Genomic DNA, 22,634 nt, shown 5'->3' on the forward strand with positions numbered 1-22,634 from the left:
CCCCCCCCCCCCCCCGTTCGTTTCGAGCGCAGTCGAGAAACCTGCGCTGTGCCCGGTTTCTCGACTTCGCTCGAAACGAACGGACGGAGGACACCGGGCAAAAGGAAGCGGCTAAAGAGCACCCCCGAAACGGGAAATGCCCGCCACACTTGCGTGTGGCGGGCATCCTTTCCTCCCCAGGAAACTTTCTTGACCCGTCTCTAGAAGGACAATTGCGGTTCCGTATCGCCGGATCGTTCGCCAGCACGGTCACCTTGTCACGATCGTTGGTAAAGCGTACGTACGGTTGTAAAGTATTGACCGACGGAGGCGTAAGTGGCTGATCGCAAACTGTTTGCCGGGCATGCGGTCCGCCGGCTTCGGCGTGGCGCGGGGCTGACTCAGGCGGCGATGGCCGAAGTGCTGACGATCTCGCCGAGCTATCTCAATCTGGTCGAGAAGAACCAGCGACCCTTGTCGGCGACGTTGCTCGTCAAGCTCGCCGAGACGTTCGACTTCGATCCGCGTGCGCTGGCGGCGGGGGAGCCTGGCGGTGGCGAGGCGGCGCTGGGCGCAGGCTGGCGGATCCGATGTTCGCTGACCTCGAGATCGATCGCAACGAGATCGAGGAATGGCTCGCGGGCGCACCCGGCGGCGCGGAGGCGTTCGCACGCGCGTTCGACCGCATGGGCGCGGGCGGCACTGCCGAGGATGCCGCAGCGATCGATCCGATCAGCGAAGTCCGTCGCGAGATCGAACGCTGGCGCGGGCATTTCGCGGATCTCGACGCCGCCGCCGAGGCGCTCGCGGACGAACTGCGGATGGGCGCGGGCGACCTGTATGGCGCGATCTCCGAGCGGCTTCGCGTCAAGCACCAGCTGACGATCCGCGTCCTGCCGGTGGACGTGATGCCCGACCTGCTCCGCCGCACCGACCTCCACGCACGACAGGTACAATTGTCCGAGACGCTCGATCCCGCCAGCCGCACCTTCGCGGTCGCGGTCCAGCTCGCGCAGATCGAGGCGCGCGACGAGATCGAGGCGCTTGCCAAGGGGGCGGGGTTCGCCGACCGCGCCGCCGAGCGATTGTACCGGCGGCACCTCGCCAATTATTATGCCGCCGCGCTGATGATGCCCTACGCCCGCTTCCTGCGCGCGTGCGAGGCGACGGGCTATGACCTCGAATTGCTTCAGCGGCGGTTCGGCGCGGGGTTCGAGCAGGTCGCGCATCGGGTGACCGCGTTGCAGCGGGTCGGCGCGCGCGGGTTGCCGTTCTTTCTCGTCCGGGTCGATCGTGCCGGGCAGGCGTCGAAGCGGTTCTCGGGCGCGAGCGCTTCGCCGCTGGCCGAGGCGGAGGCGCGTTGCCCATTGTGGCGGCTGCATGCCGCGTTCGATCGCCCGGGCACATTGGCGGTGCAGCTGGTTGCGCTCGAGGACGGATCGCGCTGGTTCACGATCGCGCGGACGGTGACGCCGCAGGGGCGACGCTACGGCACGGTGCCCGCGGAGTTCGTCGTGGGGATCGGGGTGGCGGCGGCGCATGCCGGGGCGCTCGCGGCGGCACGCGGGATCGACCTGACCGGCGAAGCGATGCCGATCGGGCTCGGGTGTCGTGCGTGCGGCCGCGGGCAATGCCCGCAACGGTCGCTTCCGCCGTCGGGCCGCGCGCTGACGGTCAACGAGCGCGAGCGCGGCGTGAGCGGTTTCTCGTTCGGCGGCGATTGAGCGTCTGTAAACAAACTCACAACATTACATCGTTGAACGCGGAACGTTTACGGCCCGACGCGCAACTTTCACCATTTTAGCCCAGAAATCGTGTAAAGAACGCTATTCCGTGGATATCTCTACACAGTGAGGCCACGATGACCTACCAGTCCCATATCGCAAACGCCGACTCCCTGATCCGCGGCTACAACGGCACGTGGGACGGGATTTCCGCCGAGTCCGTAGCGCGGATGAAGCTCCAGAACCGCTTCCAGACCGGACTGGACATCGCGCGCTACACCGCGGCGATCATCCGCAAGGACATGGCGGCCTATGATGCCGATCCGGCCAACTACACCCAGTCGCTCGGCTGCTGGCACGGGTTCATCGGGCAACAGAAGATGATCAGCGTCAAGAAGCACTTCGGCTCGACCGAGCGGCGCTATCTGTACCTGTCGGGCTGGATGGTCGCGGCGCTTCGAAGCGAATTCGGCCCGCTGCCCGACCAGTCGATGCACGAGAAGACCAGCGTTCCCGCGCTGATCGAGGAACTCTATACCTTCCTCCGCCAGGCCGACGCCCGCGAGCTCGGGATGATGTTCCGTGACATCGATGCGGCGCGCGCCTCGGGCAATGCGATCGAGGAACAGCGCCTGCTCAACGCGGTGGAAAATTACCAGACGCACGTCGTTCCGATCATCGCCGATATCGACGCTGGCTTCGGCAATGCCGAGGCGACCTATCTGCTCGCCAAGAAGATGATCGAGGCAGGGGCCTGCGCGCTCCAGATCGAGAATCAGGTCAGCGACGAAAAGCAGTGCGGCCATCAGGACGGCAAGGTCACGGTGCCGCACGAGGACTTCCTCGCGAAGGTCCGCGCGTGTCGCTACGCCTTCCTCGAGCTGGGCGTGGACGATGGCATCATCGTCACGCGCACCGACTCGCTCGGGGCTGGCCTCACCAAGCAGATCGCGGTGTCGAAGGAGCCGGGCGACCTCGGCGACCAGTATAACAGCTTCCTGGATTGCGAGGAGATCGACCCGACCACCGCGCGCAACGGCGACGTCATCCTCAACCGCGACGGCAAGCTGATGCGCCCCAAACGGCTGCCCTCGAACCTGTTCCAGTTCCGCGCCGGGTCGGGCGAGGATCGCTGCGTGCTCGACTGCATCACCTCGCTCCAGCACGGCGCTGACCTGTTGTGGATCGAGACCGAGAAGCCGCACATCGAACAGATCGCGGGCATGGTCGACCGGATCCGCGAGGTGATCCCGAACGCCAAGCTGGTCTACAACAACTCGCCGTCGTTCAACTGGACGCTCAACTTCCGCCAGCAGGTGTTCGACGCGTGGAGCAAGGAAGGGCGCGACCTCTCGGCGTTCGACCGGGCGAAGCTGATGTCGGTCGATTACGACGGCACCGATCTGGCGGACGAGGCCGACGAGCGGATCCGGACTTTCCAGCGTGATGCCGCCGCGCGGGCGGGGATCTTCCACCACCTCATCACGCTGCCGACCTATCATACGGCGGCGCTGTCGACCGACAATCTCGCCAAGGAGTATTTCGGCGACGCGGGGATGCTGGGTTATGTGAAGGGCGTCCAGCGCAAGGAGATCCGCGAGGGCATCGCCTGCGTGAAGCACCAGAACATGTCGGGCAGCGACATCGGCGACGACCACAAGGAATATTTCGCCGGCGAGGCCGCGCTCAAGGCGGGCGGCGCGCACAATACGATGAACCAGTTCGCCGCCTGATCGCGGGAGGAAACGACCAGCAACGCCCGGGACGGTTGTCCCGGGCGTGTGCTTGCAGGCTGGTCGCAACGTCAGACCATTTCGGCGCATCGCTCCCGGCATGTGCTTGCCGCCAATCGAAAAGGCGCGCTGGCGAAACGCTTCTGCGTGCCAGCTGCGTGGTGAACCGATGCGCGTCCTGACTCTGGCTCTGATCCTCGCTGGACTATCGATTGGCCGGGAGGCCGGGCATGCGCAGGACCGGCTCACCGGAGGAGCGCCGCTGGCTGGAACCGGCGTCGGTGCTGGCCGGCCACACGTCGGACGCGAGATGGGGCGGCTGTTCATCAGTCCGATGGGGGAACCGTTCCGCTCCCCCGAGGGTGACAGGAACCCGATCGACGTCTGGTTCGAACAGGCCGACACCAACCATGACGGTGCGCTGACGGATGCGGAATTCGATGCCGATGCCGAACGGTTCTTCGCCATCCTCGACCACGGTCATGACGGGGAGATCGATCCCGACGACATCGAAGTATATGAGGACAGCATCGTTCCCGAAGTCCGCGTCGGCGGCGGTGGAGGCGGCGGGCGTTCCGCCGGATCGCACGGTCGGGGCGGTGGCGGGAGACGGCGCAGCGGCGGGGGCGGCTTTGGCGGCCGCGGGCATCGTGGTGGGGGCGGCAGTCGTGGCGGCGAGGGCGGCGATAGTGCATCGCCGAGTCAGCCCGCCTATGATTCCGTTCGCCAGGGCGCGGCCCGCTACGGCTTTTTCGAGTATCCGGAGCCGATCACCGTCGCCGATACCGATTTCAATCGCGGCGTGTCGCTCAAGGAATTCGAGGCGGCGGCGGACAGCCGGTTCGCGGTGCTCGACCGGAATGGCGACGGGCGAGTCACGCGGGCCGAACTTCCGCGGTTCGATCCACCCGCCGCCGCACTCGCTCCCCCAAGCCGGCGACCGATGGAACGACCGCATCGCGACGAGGATCGCGACCCGGACGGTTGATCCGGGTCAGGCGCCCGCGTCGGTAAGGCGGTCCAGTTGCTCGACGCTCAGCGTCAGGGCCATCGCGCCCAGCAGATCCTCGACCTGCGCGACACTCGTGGCGCTGGCGATGGGTGCGGTGACTGCTGGTTGTTCCTTGAGCCACGCCAGCGCAATCTGAGCAAGGCTCGCCCCGGTCTCCTCCGCAACCGAATCCATCGCCGCCAGCACGGCAGGTCCGGTCCCGTCGAGAAAGGCCTGCATCCGCCCGCCACGCACGCTTTTGCCGAAATCGTCCGCACTGCGATATTTACCGGTCAGGAACCCCGAGGCGAGGCCGTAATAAGGCACGGCACCGATGTTGTTCTCGACGCAATAGGATTGCAGCTCGCCCTCGAACTTGCTGCGACTGACGAGATTATATTCGGGCTGAAGCACATGGAAATGCGGCAGGCCATGCGCGCGCGCGGCGTCGTTGGCGGACTTCAGGCGCTTGGCGTGGAAGTTGGATGCGCCAAGCGCGCGAACCTTGCCCGCGTCGATCAGCTTGCCGAACGCCGCCAGCACGTCTTCCTGCGGGACCGACTCGTCGTCCTGATGCGCGAAATAGAGATCGATCGTCTCGATTCCCAGCCGCTTCAGCGAGGCGTCACAGGCCGCTGCGATCCGGGCGGGCGCAAGCTTCTCGCCACCCTCACCGGGGAGCATCCCGACCTTGGTCGCGATCTGCACCTGATCACGCTTGCCGCTCTGCTTGAGCCACGCGCCGATCACACTTTCGGATTCGCCGCCGTGATGCCCGGGCACCCACGCGGAATAAGCGTCGGCGGTATCGATCATCGTCCCGCCGCCCGCGACGAAGGCGTCGAGCACCGCGAAGCTCGTGTCCCGGTCGGCGGTCCAGCCGAACACGTTGCCGCCCAGCACGAGCGGTGCGATGCGGAGGTCGGTGGCGCCGAGGCGACGTAGGTCGGTCATTGGGTTTGTGCTCCGGAATCGTTTTCGTCGCCGCCCTCGTCATCGGGGACGATCTCGGCGGCGTTCATGTCTTCGCTGTTCGCATCTCGCGAGACAGCGGCGGCGTTGACAGCCTTATCTTCGCCGGGGGGCGTGCCGGGGGCGGACGATCCGCCGCCCGAGCACGCCGTTACCAGCAGCGCGGCCAAGACGATGGCCGCGCGCATCAGTTTTCGAGCTCGTTGCCGATGTCCTTGGCCGCGACTCCGGCGCGATGCGACGCTCGATCCGCCTTGTCGCCGACCCGGTCGGCGGCATTGTCCGCCTTTTCGCCGAACCGGTCGGCGGCGCGATCGGCCTTGTCGCTCAGGTTCGCGGTCTTGTTGCTCAGCGTATCGCCAAACTTGTCCATCCGCTCGGCGGCCGCGCCAAGTGCCGCATCCGTATCGTCCCGCGCCTTGCGCGCGGTCTGGTTGACGTCGCCCGAGATTGAATTGGCGGCTTCGGCGGTGTCGTTCTGCGCCTTTTCACTGCAGGCGGACATGCCGATTGCAGCGATCGCAAGCATCGGGACGCGGGCGAGTTTGTAGGTCATGAAAGGCTCCCGTGAGGTTTGAGGGGAAGGTATCCACCCGTATAAACCCGCGCAACCGCGCAAAGGTCCGTATCGCGGCCGCGGTCTCGCCGGGGTTAAGAAGACAAATCTCCGCCGACCTGCGGACGTCGTTGACCCCATATAAAGATATCTTTATATCAGGGTCCAACATGACGATGGCTCTCGATATCTTTCGCGCCCTGGCGGATGCGACACGGCTTCGGATCGTGGCGTTGCTGCGCTCGATGGAGTTGTCGGTCGGCGAGCTCGCGCAGGTGCTCGGGCAGAGCCAGCCGCGCGTGTCGCGCCACGTCAAGATCCTGTGCGACGCCGGATTGGCGGAGCGGCGCAAGGAGGGCAGTTGGGTCTTCGTCGCGCTTGGTGCGGATGCGACGGTCGGGCCAGTGCTCGCGGCGCTCGACCAGTGGGCCGCGCTGTCGCCTGACCATTGGGCGGTCGCTGATGCGGCGCGGCTCGCGGCGGTGCGGGCGGATCGCGCGGCGTCGGCAGCGAGCTGGTTCGAGGCGAATGCGGGGCAATGGGATGCGATCCGCTCGCTCCACATTGCCGAAAGCGAGGTCGAGGCGGCGATCGCGGCGGTGCTCGGCGATACGCAGATCGGCCAGTTGATCGACATCGGGACGGGGACCGGGCGGATGCTCGAGCTGTTCGCCGGGCGCGCGGAACAGGCGCTCGGGATCGATCGGTCGTCGGAGATGCTGCGGCTTGCGCGCGCCAAATTGTCCGAGCGCGGGCTGACCAATACCGAGCTGCGCCAGGCCGATCTCTACGCCTTGCCCCTCGCCGACGGTGCTGCAGATGTCGCGATCGTCCATCACGTGCTTCACTTCGCGCAGCAGCCGGGCGCGGCGATCGCCGAAGCGGCGCGGGTGATGACGACGGGCGGGCGGCTGCTGATCGCCGATTTTGCCGCGCATGACCGCGAGGAACTGCGCACGCAAGACGGGCATACCCGCCTCGGTTTCGCGGACGAGCAGATGGCGACGTGGTTCGCGGCGGCGGGGCTGATCCCCGAGCGGACCGAGACGCTGATGGGGGGCGAACTGACGGTCAAATTGTGGCTCGCGCGAAAGCGCGATGCGAAGCGTTCCGGAATACGAGAGGCGATGGCGGCATGACGATTTCGGTAAACCAGCTCGAAGAGGCCCGGCGCGCGCTCGAGGCGCCGCTGTTCGCGGATCTCGCGGGCGATGCGGCGGTATCGTTCGAGTTCTTCCCGCCCAAGACCGAGAAGATGGAAGAGGCGCTGTGGGAGACGGTGCGTACGCTCGAACCCTTCGCGCCCGAGTTCGTCTCGGTGACGTATGGCGCTGGCGGAACGACGCGCGACCGGACGCATGCGACCGTCGCGCGGATCGAGCGCGAGACGAGCATGCCGGCGGCGGCGCATCTGACCTGCGTCGAGGCGTCACGTGGCGAGATCGACGAGATCGCCGAGCACTATTGGGCGGCGGGCGTGCGGCATATCGTCGCACTTCGCGGCGATGCACCGGGGGCGGGGGGCTTTGTCCCGCATGCCGACGGCTATACCAATGCAGCGGACCTGGTGGCGGGGCTTAAGCGGCTCCATCCGTTCGAGATTTCGGTCGCAGCCTATCCCGAATGCCATCCCGACTCGCACGACGATGCGCATGATCTCGACAATCTCAAGCGCAAACTCGATGCGGGCGCCACGCGCGGGATCACGCAGTTCTTCTTCGAACCCGAGACGTTCTTCCGCTTCCGCGATCGCGCGGCGGCGGCGGGGATCGATGCGCCGATGGTGCCGGGCATCATGCCCGTCACCAATTTCCAGAGCATCGTGAAGATGTCGGCGATGTGCGGGACGGAAGTGCCCGCGTGGATGGGGCGGTTGTTCGAGGGGCTCGAGGATCATGCGGGTGCGCGCGGGCTGATCGCGGCGACGCTGGCGGCCGAGCTGTGTCGGAAACTGTACGCGGGTGACGTGCGGAACTTCCATTTCTACACGCTCAACCGCGCCGAGCTGAGCTTCGCGATCTGCCATCTCCTCGGGTTGCGGGCGAAGACCGTGGCGAAAGCGGAAGCGGCATAATTTTCTTAGCCCCTCCCCCCCGGGGGAGGGGTTGGGGTGGGGCCGAACAGCAGGGGCGCGCTCTCTGCGAGGCACTTCCCCACCCCCAACCCCTCCCCTGAAGGGGAGGGGCTTAGATAGTGGACCAGTAGTATGACGATCCGTGACACATTCCTTGCCGAGGCTGCCAAGCGCATCCTCATCACCGACGGCGCGTTCGGGACTGAGATCCAGAACTGGAAGCTGTCGGAAGCGGACTATGCCGGCGACCTCGGCCTCGCGAAGGACCAGAAGGGCAACAACGACATCCTGGCGCTGACCAAGCGCGAAGTGCCCGAAGCGATCCACCGCGCCTATTTCGAGGCAGGCGCGGACATCGCCGAGACCAACACTTTCTCGGCCAACCGCATCAGCCAGGCCGATTATGCCGCCGAACATCTGGTGCGCGAGATCAACATCGAAAGCGCGAAGCTCGCGCGGTCGATCGCGGACGAGTTCCAGGCGAAGGACGGCCGCCCGCGTTTCGTTGCGGGCGCGATCGGGCCGACCAACAAGACGCTGTCGCTTAGCCCCGACGTCAACGATCCCGGCTTCCGCGAGATCGACTTCGATTATCTGAAGGGCGTGTACCGCGAGCAGACCGATGCGCTGATCGAGGGCGGCGCGGATTTTATTCTGGTCGAGACGGTGTTCGACACTCTGAATGCCAAGGCCGCGATCATGGCGGCGCTCGAGGCGGGCGAGGCGCTCGGGCGCGACGTGCCGATCATGCTGTCGATGACGCTGACCGATCTGTCCGGGCGCAACCTGTCCGGGCATACGGTCGAGGCGTTCTGGCATGCGGTGCGGCATGCCAGGCCGGTGACGATCGGGCTCAACTGCTCGTTCGGCGCAGAGCAGTTGCGGCCGCATGTGCGGACGCTCTCCGATATCTGCGACACGCTGATCATGGTCTATCCCAATGCCGGACTGCCTAATGAACTCGGCGAATATGACGAAATGCCCGCGACGACTGCCGGCCTCGTCGGCGAATGGGCGCAGGCGGGGCAGGTCAACGTGCTTGGCGGCTGCTGCGGATCGACGCCAGCGCACATCAAGGCGATTGCGGATGGCGTGCGTGGGCTGACGCCACGTGCGCTGCCGGTGCCGCCGGTGGTGACGCGGCTCGCCGGGCTCGAGCCGATGACGATGGCGGCGTGAATTCTCCCTCCCCCCGCTCGCGGGGAGAGGGCAAGCGAAGCGGGGGAGAGGGGCAGTAACGCGGACGGTAGCGTTCGGGACTGCCCCTCTCTCCGACCCTCTCCCCGCAAGCGCGGAGAGGGAGAAGGAAAAGTAATGACGACCACCAATTCCTCGACCAATTTCGTCAACATCGGTGAGCGCACCAACGTCACCGGTTCGGCGCGTTTCAAGAAGCTCATCATGGCGGGGGATTATCCCGCTGCGGTCGAGGTCGCGCGGCAGCAGGTCGAGAGCGGCGCGCAGGTGCTCGACGTCAACATGGACGAGGGCCTGCTCGACGCCGAATATGCGATGGTCACTTTCCTCAAGCTGATCGCCGCCGAGCCCGACATCGCGCGCATCCCGTTCATGGTCGACAGCTCGAAATGGTCGGTGATCGAGGCGGGGCTCAAGTGCGTCAGCGGCAAGCCGATCGTCAATTCGATCAGCATGAAGGAGGGGGAAGAGCAGTTCCTCGCCCAGGCCAAGAAGGTCATGCAATATGGTGCGGCGGTCGTGGTCATGGCGTTCGACACGGTCGGGCAGGCTGACACGCGCGCCCGCAAGCTCGAAATTTGCGGGCGTGCCTATGACTTGCTGATGGGCATCGGCTTCCCGCCCGAGGACATCATCTTCGATCCCAACATCTTCGCGGTCGCGACGGGGATCGAGGAGCATAACAATTATGCGGTGGATTTCATCGAGGCGTGCCGCGAGATCAAGGCACGCTGCCCGCACGCACATATCTCGGGCGGCCTGTCGAACCTGTCGTTCAGCTTCCGCGGCAACGAGCCGGTGCGCCGCGCGATGCACTCGGTGTTCCTCTATTATGCGATCCCCGCCGGGCTGGACATGGCGATCGTCAATGCCGGGCAGCTCGACATCTATGATGCGATAGACCCCAAGCTGCGGCAGGCATGCGAGGACGTCATCCTCAACAGCGACGACGGCGCGACCGAGCGGCTGATTGCAATGGCCGAGAGCTTCAAGGGCACCGATGCGGTGGCCGAGAAAGCTGCGGCGGAATGGCGCGGGCTGCCGGTCAACAAGCGGCTCGAATATGCGCTCGTCAAGGGCATCGACATGCATGTCGTCGAGGACACCGAGGAAGCGCGCCAGGCGATCTTCGACAAGGGCGGACGCCCGATCGAAGTGATCGAGGGGCCGCTGATGGACGGGATGAACGTCGTCGGCGACCTGTTCGGGTCAGGCAAGATGTTCCTGCCGCAGGTGGTGAAATCGGCGCGCGTGATGAAGAAGGCGGTGGCGCATCTGCTCCCCTTCATCGAAGCGGCGAAGGAGCCCGGCGCGCGCGGCAAGGGCAAGATCATCATGGCGACCGTGAAGGGCGACGTGCATGACATCGGCAAGAACATCGTCGGCGTGGTGCTCCAGTGCAACGGCTTCGACGTGGTCGACATGGGGGTGATGGTCCCGTGGTCGGATATCCTGAAGGCCGCGAATGAGAATGACGCGGACATGATCGGTCTGTCGGGGCTGATCACGCCATCGCTCGACGAGATGGTGACGGTCGCCGAGGAGATGCAGCGGGCGGGGATGACGATGCCGCTGCTGATCGGAGGCGCGACGACGTCCAAGGTCCACACCGCGCTGCGCATTGCGCCGGCGTATAAGGGGCCGGTGGTGCATGTGCTCGACGCGAGCCGTGCGGTCGGGGTAGCGTCGACGCTGGTCAGCGACACGATCCGTGACGAGTTCGTGCAGAAGACGTCGGATGAATATGAAGCGGTGCGGGTGGCGCGGGCGAACAAGGGGCAGAGCGAGCTCGTCCCGATCGAGGTCGCGCGCGCAAATGGGTTCGTGGCGGACATGGGGTTGAAGCCTGAGACGCCTTTGCAGCCGGGCGTGCATGTGTTCGATGATTGGGATCTGGCGGATCTGCGCGAGTTGATCGACTGGACGCCGTTCTTCCGGGCGTGGGAACTTGCGGGGAATTACCCGGCGATCCTGGATGACGAGATCGTTGGGGAAAGTGCGCGCAATCTGTTCGAGGATGCGCAGAAGATGCTCGACCAGATCATTGCGGAGAAGTGGTTGACGGCGAAGGGTGTGGCTGGGTTGTGGCCGTGCCGGCGGGAAGGGGATGACGTCGTCATTTCTTCTAAGCCCCTCCCCTTCAGGGGAGGGGTTGGGGGTGGGGCCGTGCCTGTTTCCGACGGCCAGATTGCTGAACTGCCCCACCCCAACCCCTCCCCTGAAGGGGAGGGGCTACAAGACGTGAGGATGCCCTTCCTCCGCCAGCAGATCGCGAAGCGCGAGGGGCGCGCGAACATGTGCCTCACCGACTTCATCGACCCAGCAGGCGACTGGATCGGCGGGTTCGCGGTCACCACCGGGCACGGGATTGACGCGCATCTCAAGCGCTTCAAGGCGGACAACGACGACTATTCGGACATCCTGCTAAAAGCGCTGGCCGATCGTCTCGCCGAGGCGTTCGCCGAGCGGCTCCACCAGCACGTCCGCACGACGCTGTGGGGCTATGCCGAGGGCGAGCAGCTCACCAACGAGGCGCTGATCCGCGAGCAATATCGCGGCATTCGCCCCGCGCCAGGCTATCCCGCGTGCCCGGACCATAGCGAGAAGCCGATGTTGTTCGAGCTGCTCGATGCGACCGCCGCTACAGGGATCACGCTGACCGACAGTTTCGCGATGCTGCCGACCGCGGCAGTGTCGGGTTTCTATTTCGGGCACCCGCAGGCAGAGTATTTCGGCGTGGCGCGGGTCGGGCCCGACCAGTTGCACGACTATGCGACGCGGCGCGGGGTCGATCTGGCGACCGCCACGCGCTGGTTGCGGCCGAACCTGGACTAAGGCACCCGCGCCACCTTTTCCGTCATTCCCGCGCAGGCGGGAATCCATACTGGCTGACGGACGTTACTGTTGCCGGACGTTGCGACAATGGATTCCCGCCTGCGCGGGAATGACGGGGAGGGGTCAGGCGTCCACCCGCCCCGATGCGCGCCTCAGAGCCCGCAACCGGGGCGTCACCATTGGGATCGTCAGCATCGTCGAGCCGATCGCCATCAGCAGCAGCGCGGTGAACGCGTCGTTGGTGATGATCTTCTTGTCCAACAGGATGTTGACGAAGATGATCATGATCAGCGCCTTGGTCTGCAACAGCCAGCCGATCACACCCGCTTCACCCTTGCCCCATTTCAACAGCCGACCCGCGATCTGAACCCCGAGGAGCTTGCCGCCGACCGACGCCACCAGCAGCAGCGCCGCCGCCGCGAACACCGCGCCGCCGCCGACCTGGAACTGCGTGCGAAGCCCGGTCGACAGGAAGAACACCGGCATGATCGCGATCAGCACGAAGTGGCGGAACTGGTCCATCCGCGCGCGGTCGAACAATTTTCCATCGAGCACCGCCCCCGACAGGAACGCGCCGACCATGAAGTGCAGCCCCGCCCAGTCCGCCGCGAACCCGCACAGCGCGAGCCAGATCAGGCTGACATACCACCGGTCGGTTTCCGCGATTGCCGCCATCAGTCGGCGCACGGCCCAGGTCGCAACGGCAAAACCGACGAGAAATGCCGCCTGCCGCCCGACCCGCTCCCAGTCGAGCAGGATCAGCGCAAGGACGCCCCAGATCGCGATGTCGTCGAGACTCGCGTAGCGCAGCGTCCGCTGCCCAAGGGGCGCGCGCAGAATGTCGAGCTTCTCGAGGAACAGCACGAGGATCGGCAACGCCGTCACCGCGCACGCCATGCCGATCCCGAGCACGACCTGCCACCGTGCTCCCGAAGGACCGGCCCAACCAGGATAGCGCAGCATCAGCAGCGCGGCCGCGCTTCCCGCGATCAGCGGCGTGAACAGGGCGAAGCCCGCAGTGACGCTGGTCTCGCCGCGGCGGCGCCAGGCCTCGCCGAGGTCGAGTTCGATTCCGGCGATCCAGACGAACAGCATGACCGCCCACCACGCGATGCCGTTGAGCGACCCGATCGTCGCGGGGGTGAAGACCAGCGCATAATAGCCCGGGAACAGCGCGCCGAGCACGCCTGGCCCAAGCAGGATGCCGCCGATGATCTGAACGACGACGAGGGGTGCCCAGTAATCGGTCCGTGCAAACCGCCACAACAGGTAGGGCGCACTGAAGATCAACAGCATCGCGAGGAGAAAGACCTCGGTCGGCGACATGGCGTGCATCAAATCCCCCCGTGCAGACCGCGTTTCCCCCCGGTCTTGCGGCTCGTCTACTTGGGCAGGCGCGGTTGGGCAACAAGGGGTTGGAGTGTCCTGACACGGGACAGTAAGACGTTAACCGTCTTTGCGGCTTCCGCACGGGACCTACGCAGGGCAGGCCTGTCGGGAGGAGTCGATCGATGCACCGCCTTTTACCGCTTGTCGTTCTCGCGCTTGTCGCGCCCGCCGCGGCCGCGCCACCGCGCGCGCCGTTTACGATTGCCGAGACGGGGCAGGGGTTCGATACGATCGATGCCGCGGTCCAGTCGGTGCGGATGGGGACCGCGACGATCCTGATCGCAGCGGGTATCTATCATCAATGCACGGTGCAGGCGGGCGGGGTGATCACCTTCAAGGCGGTGACGCCGGGCAGTGTGACCTTCGAAGGCACCACTTGCGAGGGCAAGGCGGCGTTCGTGCTACGCGGGCAGGGTTCGACCGTCGACGGGATCGTCTTTCGCGGGATGCGCGTGGCGGACGGCAATGGTGCGGGGATCCGCACCGAGATCGGAGACCTGACCGTCCGCGATGCGATGTTCCTCGACAGCCAGGAGGGGATTCTCGGCGGGCATCCATCCGCACAGAAGATCGTGATCGACCATTCGACCTTTGCCGGGCTCGGCCAGTGCGAGCAGTCGACCGATTGCGCGCATGCGATCTATCTGGCGAACCAGGGCAGCGTGACGATCACCGCGTCGCGGTTCGAACGCGGGACCGGCGGGCATTACGTCAAATTGCGCGTGCCCAATGTGACGATCACCGACAACAGCTTCGACGACACGCGGGGCAGCAAGACCAACTACATGATCGACCTGCCCGAAGGCGCGACCGGACTGATCGCGCGCAACACCTTCGTCCAGGGGCGCGCGAAGGAGAATTGGACCGGCTTCATCGTGGTCGGTGCCGAGGCGAAGACCTATTCGTCGGCGGGGCTTCGGATCGCGGCGAACGACGCGCGGCTCGCACCGGGCGAGACTCGAAGCCCCGCGTTCGTCGCGGATTACAGTCGGGCGCCACTCGCAATCGGGACGAACCGGCTGGGCGCGGGGGTGCGCGGGTTCGAGACGCGCTGACGGGGGAGGAGCAGAACACGGCGATTGCCGACCTGATCCTGCCCGGGATGACGTCATCCTACGCCAAGGATTCCGTCACCCCGGCACCCGGGCTGGGGTGACGACCACCGTTACTTGCAGGGCACCCCGCCCCGGGACAGATCGAGGCACTTGCCATCCATCTTCGGCGCAGCGATCGGGAGCCCGAACTGGTGCGCGAGCGTCGGGGCGATGTCGACCGTTTCGATGCTGCCGGTATGCTCGAACCCGGTCATCCCCTTGCGCCAGAACAGGATCGGCACGCGGCGGTCGTAATCATACGGGCTTCCGTGCGTCGCGACATAGCCCTTGGTCGGATCGGGGATCGGCGTCACGCGCGGCTTGAGGAAGACGATCAGCTCGCCCGAACGCCCGGTCTTGTACGAGGCGCACGCGCGCTGGAGCATCGTCCATGTCTCGGGCGGGCCCTTCGGCGTCGGCGTGGCGAGGATCTGCGCCTGGGTGAACACTTCGGCGACCTGCGCATTCGCCTTGTAATAAGCGACCGCCGCTGCCTGCACCGCCTTGCGCTGCGCAGTCGTCAGGTCGCGCGCGAGATAGACGTCGCCATTGGGGATGTCGCCGAACAGCACCGGCGTGGCGATGCCGAGCTTCGCCGCAATCTCCTTCCCCGCGACCGCTGGCGCGAGCGCGACCTTGGCGCGCTGCGCGTCGGGAAGGCCGGCATCGACCTCGCGCTCGGGAATATCGTTGCCGCCATGATCCGCGGTCAGCACCAGCTCATAATCGACCCCGGTCGAATCGAGCACGGCGAAGAACGACCCGAGCGTCGCGTCGAGCTGCTGGAGCTGGATGCACATCTCGGCGCCTTCGGTCCCATAGGTGTGGCCGATGTAATCCGTCGCCGACGCACCGACGTCGATGATGTCGGTGGTGCTGCCCATGCCGAGCTTCATGTCCTGCACCAGCCCGGCGGCCAGCGCGACGATCGCGCCGTCGAACGCGGGCGAGGCGCGGAAGGCAGCCGTGCTGCCCGCATCGCGCGCGAAATGCCCCGCGCCGACGGTCTTGCCCGCCCCGATCGGGATCGCGCGGTCGTGCGGCTGACAGATCGCGGGAACCTCGAGCGCGGCCTGCGGCGCGGCGATCCGCTGCGCGATCGCGGCGTTGGCGCGCGCGACGACCGGGGGCGTGGCGCGACCGGCATAGCTGACCATCGCCTTGCCGTTCCACCACCAGAGCTCGTCGACGGTGTGGCCGCCCATCATCACCGCGGCGCGATCCTTGCCCGCGACCGAGACGACGCGCACCTTCGGGTTCGCCGCCTTCATCCGCTCGCCGAGCGTCGGGACGAGCAGATGCTTGTCGCTGACGGTATAATTGGCGGAGGTGCTGCCGGGGACAGTCTCGTCCTCCGCGCAATAGACCTGCTTGTCGGCGCGCGCGACGCCGAGGTCGGTCCAGTTGTTGGCGATGATGCCGGTGTGTTCGGGGCGGAATCCGGTCAGGATCGTCGAATGGCCTGGGCAGGTCTCGGTCGCGGCGTGGCTCTGATAGCCGCTCGGGAACACCGCGCCCTTCTGCAGTCGCGCAAAGCCGCCGGTGAACGACGCGCGATATTCGGCGAACAGGTCGGCGGAGAACTGGTCGACCGAAATGACGACGATCAGCTTCGGCGGCGCCGTCGGGGTGGTCGCTGCGGAGGCCGGGGCCTGTTGCGCGGCGACCGGCGTGGTGACCATCGCGGCGGGCAGGGACAGGGCGATCGCCATGGCGGACGCGTAACGTTTCACACGAATTCTCCGAATTGGACGGCAGCCCGTCTTCACCGCTATGGCCCGTGGGTTGGGGCTCGACAAGGACGTGCGATGCGCTGGTTTCATGACGTAGTGGTTACGGTTCTCGCGCTACTGTTGTTGGGCGGTGTCGCGCAAGCGCAAGGCACCAATCCTGCTGCCACCAAGGCGCACCTCGCGATTTCATTGGTTGCGGAAACCAGTGCCCCCGCTGCCGGAAGCAGCGTCACGGTCGCGCTGGCGAGCGTTCCGGCTCCCGGCTGGCACGGGTATTGGCAGAACCCGGGGGACGCGGGCTTCCCAGCGAAGCTCGACTGGACCCTGCCCAAGGGTGTCACCGCGAGCGTGCCCGCTTACCCCGTACCCGGACGGCTGATCGTCGCGGACCTGATGAACTACGTGTTCGAAAAGCCGTACGCACCGCTGGTTACGCTGAAGATTACGGCGGGGCTGGCGGTCGGGACCGCGTTGCCGGTGCGGCTCAAGACCAATTATCTCGTCTGCTCCGCCGAAGTGTGTGTTCCTGAATCCGCCGAGCTCGCGATCGACCTCGTGGTCGGCGATGGCGCGATCACGCCCGAGGCGCGCGCGCGGTTCGATGCGTGGCGGCGCGCGGTGCCCAAGCCGCTGGATGCGCGCGGATCGTTTCAAATCGCAGGCGGCAAGGTCAGGATCGCGGTACCCTATCCGGCGGGCGCGCCGCTTGGGCAGGCCTATTTCTATCCCGTCACGACCGGGCTGATTGACTACGCCGCGCCGCAATCGGTCACGCAGGATCGAGACCGCATCGTGATCGAGACCAAAGCTTCCCCCAACGGGGCATCGACCGGAGCGCTCGAGGGCGTTCTCCAGATCGGCGCGCAGCAGGGTCTGGTCGTGACCGCAGCACCCGGCCGGGTCGCCGCGTCCGCCACCGTAGCGCATCCGGTCAGCGGCGGTGTCCTCAGCGCGACGCTGATCGCCTTTGCCGGCGCTATGCTGGGTGGGCTGATTCTCAACATCATGCCGTGCGTCTTCCCGATCCTCAGCCTCAAGGCGCTGAGCCTCGCACGCGGGCATCTCGACGAACGCGCGGCGCGGCAGGAGGCGCTGGCCTATGCCGCCGGGGTGATCGCAGTGTGCGTTGCGCTGGGCGGGATCATCCTCGGGTTGCGCGCGGGCGGGACGGCGGTCGGCTGGGCGTTCCAGTTGCAGGATCCGCGCGCGATCGTCGTGCTGTTGCTGCTCACGGTCGCGCTTGCGCTCAACCTAAGCGGGCTATTCGAACTTCCGACACCGTCGTTCGTCAACCGCAGCGGTGGCGCGAGCGGCGCGTTCGCGACCGGCGCGCTCGCGGCGTTCATCGCGACGCCGTGCACCGGGCCGTTCATGGGAGCGGCGCTGGGGGCGGCGCTGGTGCTGCCGTGGCCTGCTGCCCTGGCGGTGTTCGCGGGGCTCGGGTTGGGGCTGGCGTTGCCGTTTCTCGCGCTCGGGTTCGTGCCTGCGTTGCGGCGGCGGCTGCCCAAGCCGGGGCTGTGGATGGAGACGTTCCGCCGGATCCTCGCGATCCCGATGTGGCTGACCGCGATCGCGCTTGCCTGGGTGCTCGGGCATGAGGCGGGGGTCAACGGCATGGCGATCGGTCTACTCGTCGCGTTCGTGCTCGCGGTGTTGTTGTGGGTCGGCGGCGTCCGGCAGGCGAAGGGGCTTGCGATCGGTCCGGTCGTCACGGTGTTGCTGCTGGCCACCGTCATCGCGAGCGCGCTGCTGATCGCCGGGCGGCGTCCCGACAGCGTCGCTGCGGTCGCAACGGTGCCGGGCGGGGCGGAGCCGTTCAGCGAGGCACGGCTCGCGACATTGCAGAAGGCGGGGCGGCCGGTGTTCGTCTATTTCACCGCGGACTGGTGCCTGACGTGCAAGGTCAACGAGAAGGCCGCGATCGAGACCGACGCGACGCGCAAGGCGTTCGCCGACCACAAGGTCGCGGTGCTGATCGGGGACTGGACCAATGGCGACCCGGTAATGGGGCGGTTCATCGAGGCGCATAACCGCGCGGGCGTGCCTTTGTACCTCTATTACGCGCCCGGCTCTGCCGAACCGCGCGTCTTGCCGCAGGTGCTGACCTCTGCGATGCTCGCCGGGCTATGAAACGCTGGGTTTCCTGTGCGCTCGCTGCGCTTGTGTTTGCCGCGCCGGTGATGGCGGAGAACCCGCCGGAATGGTCGCAACCGATCCGGCCGTTCAAGGTGGCAGGGCCGATATGGTACGTCGGAACGCGCGGGCTTGCGGCGTACGCGGTCGTCACGCACGACGGCACGATCCTCGTCAGCGGGCCGATGGAGGATGCGGCGGGACAAGTGAAGCGCAACCTCCGCGCGATCGGGGTGCAGCCGCATCAGGTGAAGTGGATCCTCAACTCGCACGCGCATTTCGATCATGCCGCGGCCTTCGCCGATCTGCGGCAATGGAGCGGGGCGAAGCTGGTCGCGTCGGCGGGGGACGCGAATGCACTGCGTCGGGGGCGGCACGCAGCCGACAACGACAACGGTTTCACGCGCTTCCCCGCCGTTCCGGTCGACCGCATCGTCGGCAATGGGGAACGGGTGCGGGTGGGTGCCGTCGCGATCACCGCGGTGCTGACCCCGGGGCATACCGCGGGCTGCACGACGTGGACGCTGCCGATCGTCGACGCCGGTCGATCGCTGCAGGTGGTGTTTCCGTGCAGCATTACCGTCGCCGGGAATCATCTCCTCGCCAACCGCGGCTATCCCGGGATCGCCGCCGATTACCGGCGCAGTTTCGCGCGGCTCGGCGCGATGCGGGCGGATATCGTGCTGCCAATGCACCCGGAACTCGCCGACGTGCTTGGGCGCGCGGCACGCCGCGATGGTGGCGCGACGCAGGCGTTCGTCGACCCGACGCTGCTACCGCGGATCGTCGCGGAAGCGCGTGTCGACTATGCCACTGCATTGAATACGCAACGCAAGCATTGAGTTTCGCGCGAAAGCCCCTTGTGCAGCGCAACAATCCACCGCAGCATGGAACCGACCCGTAGTTGGAGGCTTTATCGTTCGATGGGGATGGGGCACGCGTTCGACGAGATCATGGGACAGGGCGGAAGCACGATTCCGCGCGCCGAGCTGGCTGCGCTCGGTGACTGGATCGAGGAGACGCCCTCGCACGAACTCCGGCGGCGGCAGCAATCCGCCGAGGCCACCTTCCGCCAGCTCGGCATTACCTTCGCCGTGTACGGCGAGAGCGACGCGAGCGAGCGGATCATCCCGTTCGATATCGTGCCGCGCATCTTCCTGGCGGACGAGTGGTCGCGGTTGTCCGAAGGGCTCGTCCAGCGGGTCGAGGCGATCAACGCCTTCCTCCATGACATCTACGGCGAGCGCCGTATTCTTGCGGAAGGGATCCTTCCTGCCGACCTGATCCTGGGCAATCCACAGTTCCGGCCCGAAATCGCCGGGATTCGTCCGCCGCATGACATCTGGGCGCATATCTGCGGGATCGATCTGGTGCGCACCGGGCCGGACGATTTCTTCGTGCTCGAGGACAATGCGCGCACGCCCTCTGGGGTGAGCTACATGCTCGAGAACCGCGAGGCGATGCTGCGGCTGTGCCCCGAGCTGTTCCGGTCGTTCCGGGTCGCGGCGGTCGATTCCTATCCGGACAAGCTGCTCGAAACGATGAAGTCGGTTGCGCCGATCGGCGTGGCGGCACCGGTATGCGTCGTGCTGACCCCCGGCCATTACAACTCGGCCTATTACGAGCATAGTTTTCTCGCGGATTCGATGGGGGTGGAACTGGTCGAGGCGGCCGACCTCGTGGTCGATGACGACATCGTGTGGATGCGGACGATTGCGGGGCTGGTGAAGGTCGACGTAATCTATCGCCGAATCGACGACGATTATCTCGACCCGCTCGTCTTCCGCCCGGATTCGATGCTCGGCGTTCCGGGGCTGATCGCGGCCTATGCGGCGGGCAATGTCGCGCTGCTCAATGCGCCGGGGAACGGCATCGCGGATGACAAGGCGATTTATTCGTACATGCCCGAGATCGTCCGTTTCTATTCGGGCGGTGAACCCAAGCTGCCGAACGTCGAGACGTGGCGCTGCCGCGAACCGCAGGCGCTCAAATACGTGCTCGACAACCTCGAGCATGTCGTCGTCAAGCTGGTCGACGGCTCCGGTGGGTATGGCATGCTGGTCGGGCCGACTGCGACCAAGGCGGAGATCGAGACTTTCCGGGCTGCCCTGATCGCCGAGCCGCATCGCTACATCGCGCAACCGACGCTTGCGCTGTCGACCGTCCCGACGCTCGCCGAGGCTGGCCTCGCGCCGCGCCACGTCGATTTCCGCCCGTTCGTGCTGACCGGGTCGAAGGGCGTGCAGGTCGTCCCCGGCGGACTGACGCGGGTTGCGCTCAAGGAAGGATCGCTGGTCGTCAATTCGTCACAGGGCGGCGGGACGAAGGACAGTTTCGTGCTGATGGACAATGGCGCGCAGCCGGATGGCGCGGCGCTGCAGAGCCAGTCCCAGTCCCAGTCCTCGTTTCCGTCGCAGACGCAAGCGCAAGAGCAGGTGCGCTGATGCTCAGCCGGACCGCTTCCTCGCTCTATTGGCTCGGCCGTTACGTCGAGCGCGCCGACTTCATCGCGCGCCTGGTCGAGGCGACCGTACGGCTCGACGTTCTGTCGCCGCGCCCGGCGGGCGAGGCGGCATGGGCTTCGGCGCTCGCCGTCACCGAGACCGACGCCGCCTTCGCCAAGACCGGGCAGCCGATCACGCAAGCGAATGTGGCGCGCTTCCTGACGATCGATTCGTCGCATCCCGGGTCGATCGTCCGCGCGCTCGACATGGCGCGCAACAACGCCCGCGCGGTGCGCACTGCGCTGACGCGCGAGGCGTGGACCGGGATCAACCGCGCGTGGCTGATCTTCGACAACCGCGCGAGCCCGGGCGGCGCGATGGCGACGCTTAACCTGGTCGAGGCGGTCAAGGCGGAGACGCGTGGGTTCGAGGGCGCGATCCACCGGATGCTGCGTAACCAGACGACGTGGTTCATCCGGCTGGGCCAGGCGATCGAACGCGCGGACAACACCGCGCGGCTGCTCGACGTGAAGTATCATATCCTGCTGCCCGAGGGCGAACGTGTCGGCGGCGTGGTCGATCGCGACCAGTGGACGACGATCCTCCAGACCGTGTCCGCGGTGACCGCGTATCGCTGGCTTTATTCGGAGGGCTTGCGTCCGGCGAACGTGATCGACCTGCTAATCGCGCGGACCGAATTGCCGCGCAGCCTTGCCGCCTCGGTCGAGGAAGCGGTCGACATCCTCAACCTGCTGGCGAAACGCACCGGACTTCACGGCGAGGCCGACCGTATGGCGCGCGCGCGGCAGACGCGGGTCGCGCGGACCAAGTCGGGCGTGGTGATCGCGGGCGGGCTCCACCAGTATCTGCAAGGCTTCATCAGCGAAAACGCGCAACTGCACACCGCAGTCGGCCGCCAGTTCAAGTTCGGTTGATGCGGCTTTCGGTCGATCATCGCACGACGTATCGCTTCACGGCGCCGCAGGCGCGCCTGACCCAAATGCTTCGGCTCATCCCGGAGGACACGCACGACCAGTCGGTTACGGGATGGAACCTCCACGTCGATTGCGACGCGCGGATGCGGCACGGTCGCGACGGGTTCGGCAACCGCATCACGATGCTGTACGTCGCGGGGCCGATTTCGGAACTGGAGATCGCGGTTTCGGGCGAAGTGCTGACCAACCCGTCGAACGGGATCGTCCACGGCGCACACGAACCGTTGCCGCCGCTGCTGTTCCTCCGCACCACCCCGCTGACGACGCCCGACGCCGCCATCACCGCCTTCGCCGGGGATATCCGCGAAACCGATGCGGTGGCTCGGCTGCATGCGCTCAACATCGCCGTCAAACGCCGCTTTGCGCTCGATCACGGACGGCCGATCGCGGGGCGGACCGCGATCGAGGCGTTTGCCGAGGGTTCGGTCAGTTCACGCGACATGGCGCAGGTGTTCATCGCAGCAGCGCGCTCGCTCGGGATCGCGGCGCGCTATGTTTCCGGGTACAGTCCGGTATGCCAGGGCAAGGAAGACGGGCGGCCCGCACCGCATGGCTGGGCCGAGGCGCATGTCGACCGGCTTGGCTGGGTTGCGTTCGATCCGTCGACCGGGCTGAGCGCGGACACCGCTTACGTCCGGGTCGCGGTCGCGCTCGATTCGGCGGGAGCAGCGCCGGTGGCTGGCTCGCGGATGGGGGAGGGCGAGGAAATCCTCGACGTCGATCTGCATGTGGGCGGGAACGGGCAGTAGCCCGGACATCCACGCAGTTTGGAATAGCCTCGTCTC

17 protein-coding genes and 1 pseudogene are annotated in these 22,634 nt (G+C 66.4%); 13 read left to right on the forward strand and 5 right to left on the reverse strand.

Annotated features, from left to right (window positions below):
* Positions 1-315: 315 nt before the first annotated feature.
* The 3 genes and pseudogenes from RI03_RS07080 to RI03_RS07090 all read left to right on the forward strand — a co-directional run bounded on the left by RI03_RS07080 (position 316) and on the right by RI03_RS07090 (position 4,424).
* Positions 316-1,703 (forward strand): annotated as a pseudogene (locus RI03_RS07080) (helix-turn-helix domain-containing protein).
* A gap of 137 nt (positions 1,704-1,840) precedes the next feature.
* Positions 1,841-3,436, forward strand: coding sequence for an isocitrate lyase (locus tag RI03_RS07085; RefSeq protein ID WP_010216191.1), 1,596 nt, complete (start codon positions 1,841-1,843; stop codon positions 3,434-3,436).
* A 169-nt stretch (positions 3,437-3,605) separates the two neighbouring features.
* On the forward strand, positions 3,606-4,424 hold the full coding sequence (locus RI03_RS07090; protein WP_037514979.1) for an EF-hand domain-containing protein: 819 nt from the start codon (positions 3,606-3,608) through the stop codon (positions 4,422-4,424).
* Positions 4,425-4,430: 6 nt separating this feature from the next.
* Here the strand turns inward: RI03_RS07090 and RI03_RS07095 are convergent, their stop codons facing one another.
* Genes RI03_RS07095 through RI03_RS07105 form a run of 3 tightly spaced genes read right to left on the reverse strand, consistent with a single transcriptional unit; the run spans position 4,431 to position 5,955 of the window.
* Positions 4,431-5,381: an aldo/keto reductase gene (locus RI03_RS07095; RefSeq protein WP_010163123.1), complete on the reverse strand. Its 951-nt coding sequence runs from the start codon at positions 5,379-5,381 to the stop codon at positions 4,431-4,433.
* Entirely contained in the window at positions 5,378-5,587 is a 210-nt protein-coding gene (locus tag RI03_RS07100; protein ID WP_010216193.1) for a hypothetical protein, read from the reverse strand. The genes RI03_RS07095 and RI03_RS07100 overlap by 4 nt, the downstream gene beginning before the upstream one ends.
* Positions 5,587-5,955, reverse strand: coding sequence for a hypothetical protein (locus RI03_RS07105; protein WP_010216195.1), 369 nt, complete (start codon positions 5,953-5,955; stop codon positions 5,587-5,589). The genes RI03_RS07100 and RI03_RS07105 overlap by 1 nt, the downstream gene beginning before the upstream one ends.
* A gap of 170 nt (positions 5,956-6,125) precedes the next feature.
* On the opposite strand from RI03_RS07105, the gene RI03_RS07110 reads away from it, so the two are divergent.
* The 4 genes from RI03_RS07110 (at position 6,126) to metH (ending at position 12,061) form a co-directional block, all read left to right on the forward strand.
* Positions 6,126-7,094: an ArsR/SmtB family transcription factor gene (locus RI03_RS07110; RefSeq protein WP_010163126.1), complete on the forward strand. Its 969-nt coding sequence runs from the start codon at positions 6,126-6,128 to the stop codon at positions 7,092-7,094.
* Positions 7,091-8,029 carry a methylenetetrahydrofolate reductase [NAD(P)H] gene (metF, locus tag RI03_RS07115; RefSeq protein WP_010216198.1) on the forward strand — a complete coding sequence of 313 codons (939 nt, stop codon included), beginning with the start codon at positions 7,091-7,093 and terminating at the stop codon, positions 8,027-8,029. Before RI03_RS07110 ends, metF begins: the two co-directional genes overlap by 4 nt.
* A gap of 132 nt (positions 8,030-8,161) precedes the next feature.
* Entirely contained in the window at positions 8,162-9,208 is a 1,047-nt protein-coding gene (locus RI03_RS07120; protein ID WP_010216201.1) for a homocysteine S-methyltransferase family protein, read from the forward strand.
* Positions 9,209-9,343: 135 nt separating this feature from the next.
* Positions 9,344-12,061 carry a methionine synthase gene (metH, locus tag RI03_RS07125; protein ID WP_010216202.1) on the forward strand — a complete coding sequence of 906 codons (2,718 nt, stop codon included), beginning with the start codon at positions 9,344-9,346 and terminating at the stop codon, positions 12,059-12,061.
* A gap of 123 nt (positions 12,062-12,184) precedes the next feature.
* On the opposite strand, the gene RI03_RS07130 is transcribed toward metH, so the two are convergent.
* Positions 12,185-13,396 (reverse strand): cation:proton antiporter domain-containing protein, encoded by a 1,212-nt coding sequence (locus tag RI03_RS07130; protein WP_010216204.1) that lies wholly within the window; start codon positions 13,394-13,396, stop codon positions 12,185-12,187.
* A gap of 176 nt (positions 13,397-13,572) precedes the next feature.
* On the opposite strand from RI03_RS07130, the gene RI03_RS07135 reads away from it, so the two are divergent.
* Positions 13,573-14,505 (forward strand): right-handed parallel beta-helix repeat-containing protein, encoded by a 933-nt coding sequence (locus RI03_RS07135; protein WP_010216205.1) that lies wholly within the window; start codon positions 13,573-13,575, stop codon positions 14,503-14,505.
* A 110-nt stretch (positions 14,506-14,615) separates the two neighbouring features.
* Here RI03_RS07135 and RI03_RS07140 read toward each other — a convergent pair whose 3' ends face one another.
* Positions 14,616-16,256, reverse strand: a complete 1,641-nt coding sequence (locus RI03_RS07140) for an alkaline phosphatase family protein (RefSeq protein WP_010216207.1) — start codon at positions 16,254-16,256, stop codon at positions 14,616-14,618.
* Positions 16,257-16,352: 96 nt separating this feature from the next.
* Here RI03_RS07140 and RI03_RS07145 point away from each other — a divergent pair, with 96 nt between their 5' ends.
* The 5 genes from RI03_RS07145 to RI03_RS07165 all read left to right on the forward strand — a co-directional run bounded on the left by RI03_RS07145 (position 16,353) and on the right by RI03_RS07165 (position 22,598).
* A complete protein-coding gene (locus RI03_RS07145) occupies positions 16,353-18,407 on the forward strand; it encodes a protein-disulfide reductase DsbD family protein (protein WP_010216208.1) in 2,055 nt (684 codons plus the stop codon).
* The gene (gene bla, locus RI03_RS07150) at positions 18,404-19,252 is read left to right on the forward strand and encodes a subclass B3 metallo-beta-lactamase (RefSeq protein WP_010216210.1); all 849 of its coding nucleotides are present in this window, start codon (positions 18,404-18,406) and stop codon (positions 19,250-19,252) included. Before RI03_RS07145 ends, bla begins: the two co-directional genes overlap by 4 nt.
* A gap of 81 nt (positions 19,253-19,333) precedes the next feature.
* Positions 19,334-20,854, forward strand: coding sequence for a circularly permuted type 2 ATP-grasp protein (locus tag RI03_RS07155; RefSeq protein ID WP_051007244.1), 1,521 nt, complete (start codon positions 19,334-19,336; stop codon positions 20,852-20,854).
* Positions 20,854-21,789 carry an alpha-E domain-containing protein gene (locus RI03_RS07160; RefSeq protein WP_010163138.1) on the forward strand — a complete coding sequence of 312 codons (936 nt, stop codon included), beginning with the start codon at positions 20,854-20,856 and terminating at the stop codon, positions 21,787-21,789. The genes RI03_RS07155 and RI03_RS07160 overlap by 1 nt, the downstream gene beginning before the upstream one ends.
* A complete protein-coding gene (locus RI03_RS07165; RefSeq protein WP_010216214.1) occupies positions 21,789-22,598 on the forward strand; it encodes a transglutaminase family protein in 810 nt (269 codons plus the stop codon). Before RI03_RS07160 ends, RI03_RS07165 begins: the two co-directional genes overlap by 1 nt.
* Positions 22,599-22,634: the final 36 nt, after the last annotated feature.

The sequence above is a fragment of the Sphingomonas sp. PAMC 26621 genome (assembly GCF_000251145.1).
Taxonomy (GTDB): Bacteria; Pseudomonadota; Alphaproteobacteria; order Sphingomonadales; family Sphingomonadaceae; genus Sphingomonas.

What these genes read in the sequence shown, in the direction of transcription:
- RI03_RS07095 (WP_010163123.1), bottom strand. Translation starts at nt 5,381, where the DNA reads ATGACCGACCTACGTCGCCTCGGCGCCACCGACCTCCGCATCGCACCG.
- RI03_RS07160 (WP_010163138.1), top strand. Translation starts at nt 20,854, where the DNA reads ATGCTCAGCCGGACCGCTTCCTCGCTCTATTGGCTCGGCCGTTACGTC.
- RI03_RS07085 (WP_010216191.1), top strand. Translation starts at nt 1,841, where the DNA reads ATGACCTACCAGTCCCATATCGCAAACGCCGACTCCCTGATCCGCGGC.
- RI03_RS07130 (WP_010216204.1), bottom strand. Translation starts at nt 13,396, where the DNA reads ATGCACGCCATGTCGCCGACCGAGGTCTTTCTCCTCGCGATGCTGTTG.
- metH (WP_010216202.1), top strand. Translation starts at nt 9,344, where the DNA reads ATGACGACCACCAATTCCTCGACCAATTTCGTCAACATCGGTGAGCGC.
- RI03_RS07120 (WP_010216201.1), top strand. Translation starts at nt 8,162, where the DNA reads ATGACGATCCGTGACACATTCCTTGCCGAGGCTGCCAAGCGCATCCTC.
- RI03_RS07140 (WP_010216207.1), bottom strand. Translation starts at nt 16,256, where the DNA reads ATGGCGATCGCCCTGTCCCTGCCCGCCGCGATGGTCACCACGCCGGTC.
- RI03_RS07135 (WP_010216205.1), top strand. Translation starts at nt 13,573, where the DNA reads ATGCACCGCCTTTTACCGCTTGTCGTTCTCGCGCTTGTCGCGCCCGCC.
- RI03_RS07090 (WP_037514979.1), top strand. Translation starts at nt 3,606, where the DNA reads ATGCGCGTCCTGACTCTGGCTCTGATCCTCGCTGGACTATCGATTGGC.
- RI03_RS07105 (WP_010216195.1), bottom strand. Translation starts at nt 5,955, where the DNA reads ATGACCTACAAACTCGCCCGCGTCCCGATGCTTGCGATCGCTGCAATC.
- bla (WP_010216210.1), top strand. Translation starts at nt 18,404, where the DNA reads ATGAAACGCTGGGTTTCCTGTGCGCTCGCTGCGCTTGTGTTTGCCGCG.
- RI03_RS07110 (WP_010163126.1), top strand. Translation starts at nt 6,126, where the DNA reads ATGACGATGGCTCTCGATATCTTTCGCGCCCTGGCGGATGCGACACGG.
- RI03_RS07165 (WP_010216214.1), top strand. Translation starts at nt 21,789, where the DNA reads ATGCGGCTTTCGGTCGATCATCGCACGACGTATCGCTTCACGGCGCCG.
- metF (WP_010216198.1), top strand. Translation starts at nt 7,091, where the DNA reads ATGACGATTTCGGTAAACCAGCTCGAAGAGGCCCGGCGCGCGCTCGAG.
- RI03_RS07145 (WP_010216208.1), top strand. Translation starts at nt 16,353, where the DNA reads ATGCGCTGGTTTCATGACGTAGTGGTTACGGTTCTCGCGCTACTGTTG.
- RI03_RS07100 (WP_010216193.1), bottom strand. Translation starts at nt 5,587, where the DNA reads ATGCGCGCGGCCATCGTCTTGGCCGCGCTGCTGGTAACGGCGTGCTCG.
- RI03_RS07155 (WP_051007244.1), top strand. Translation starts at nt 19,334, where the DNA reads ATGGGGATGGGGCACGCGTTCGACGAGATCATGGGACAGGGCGGAAGC.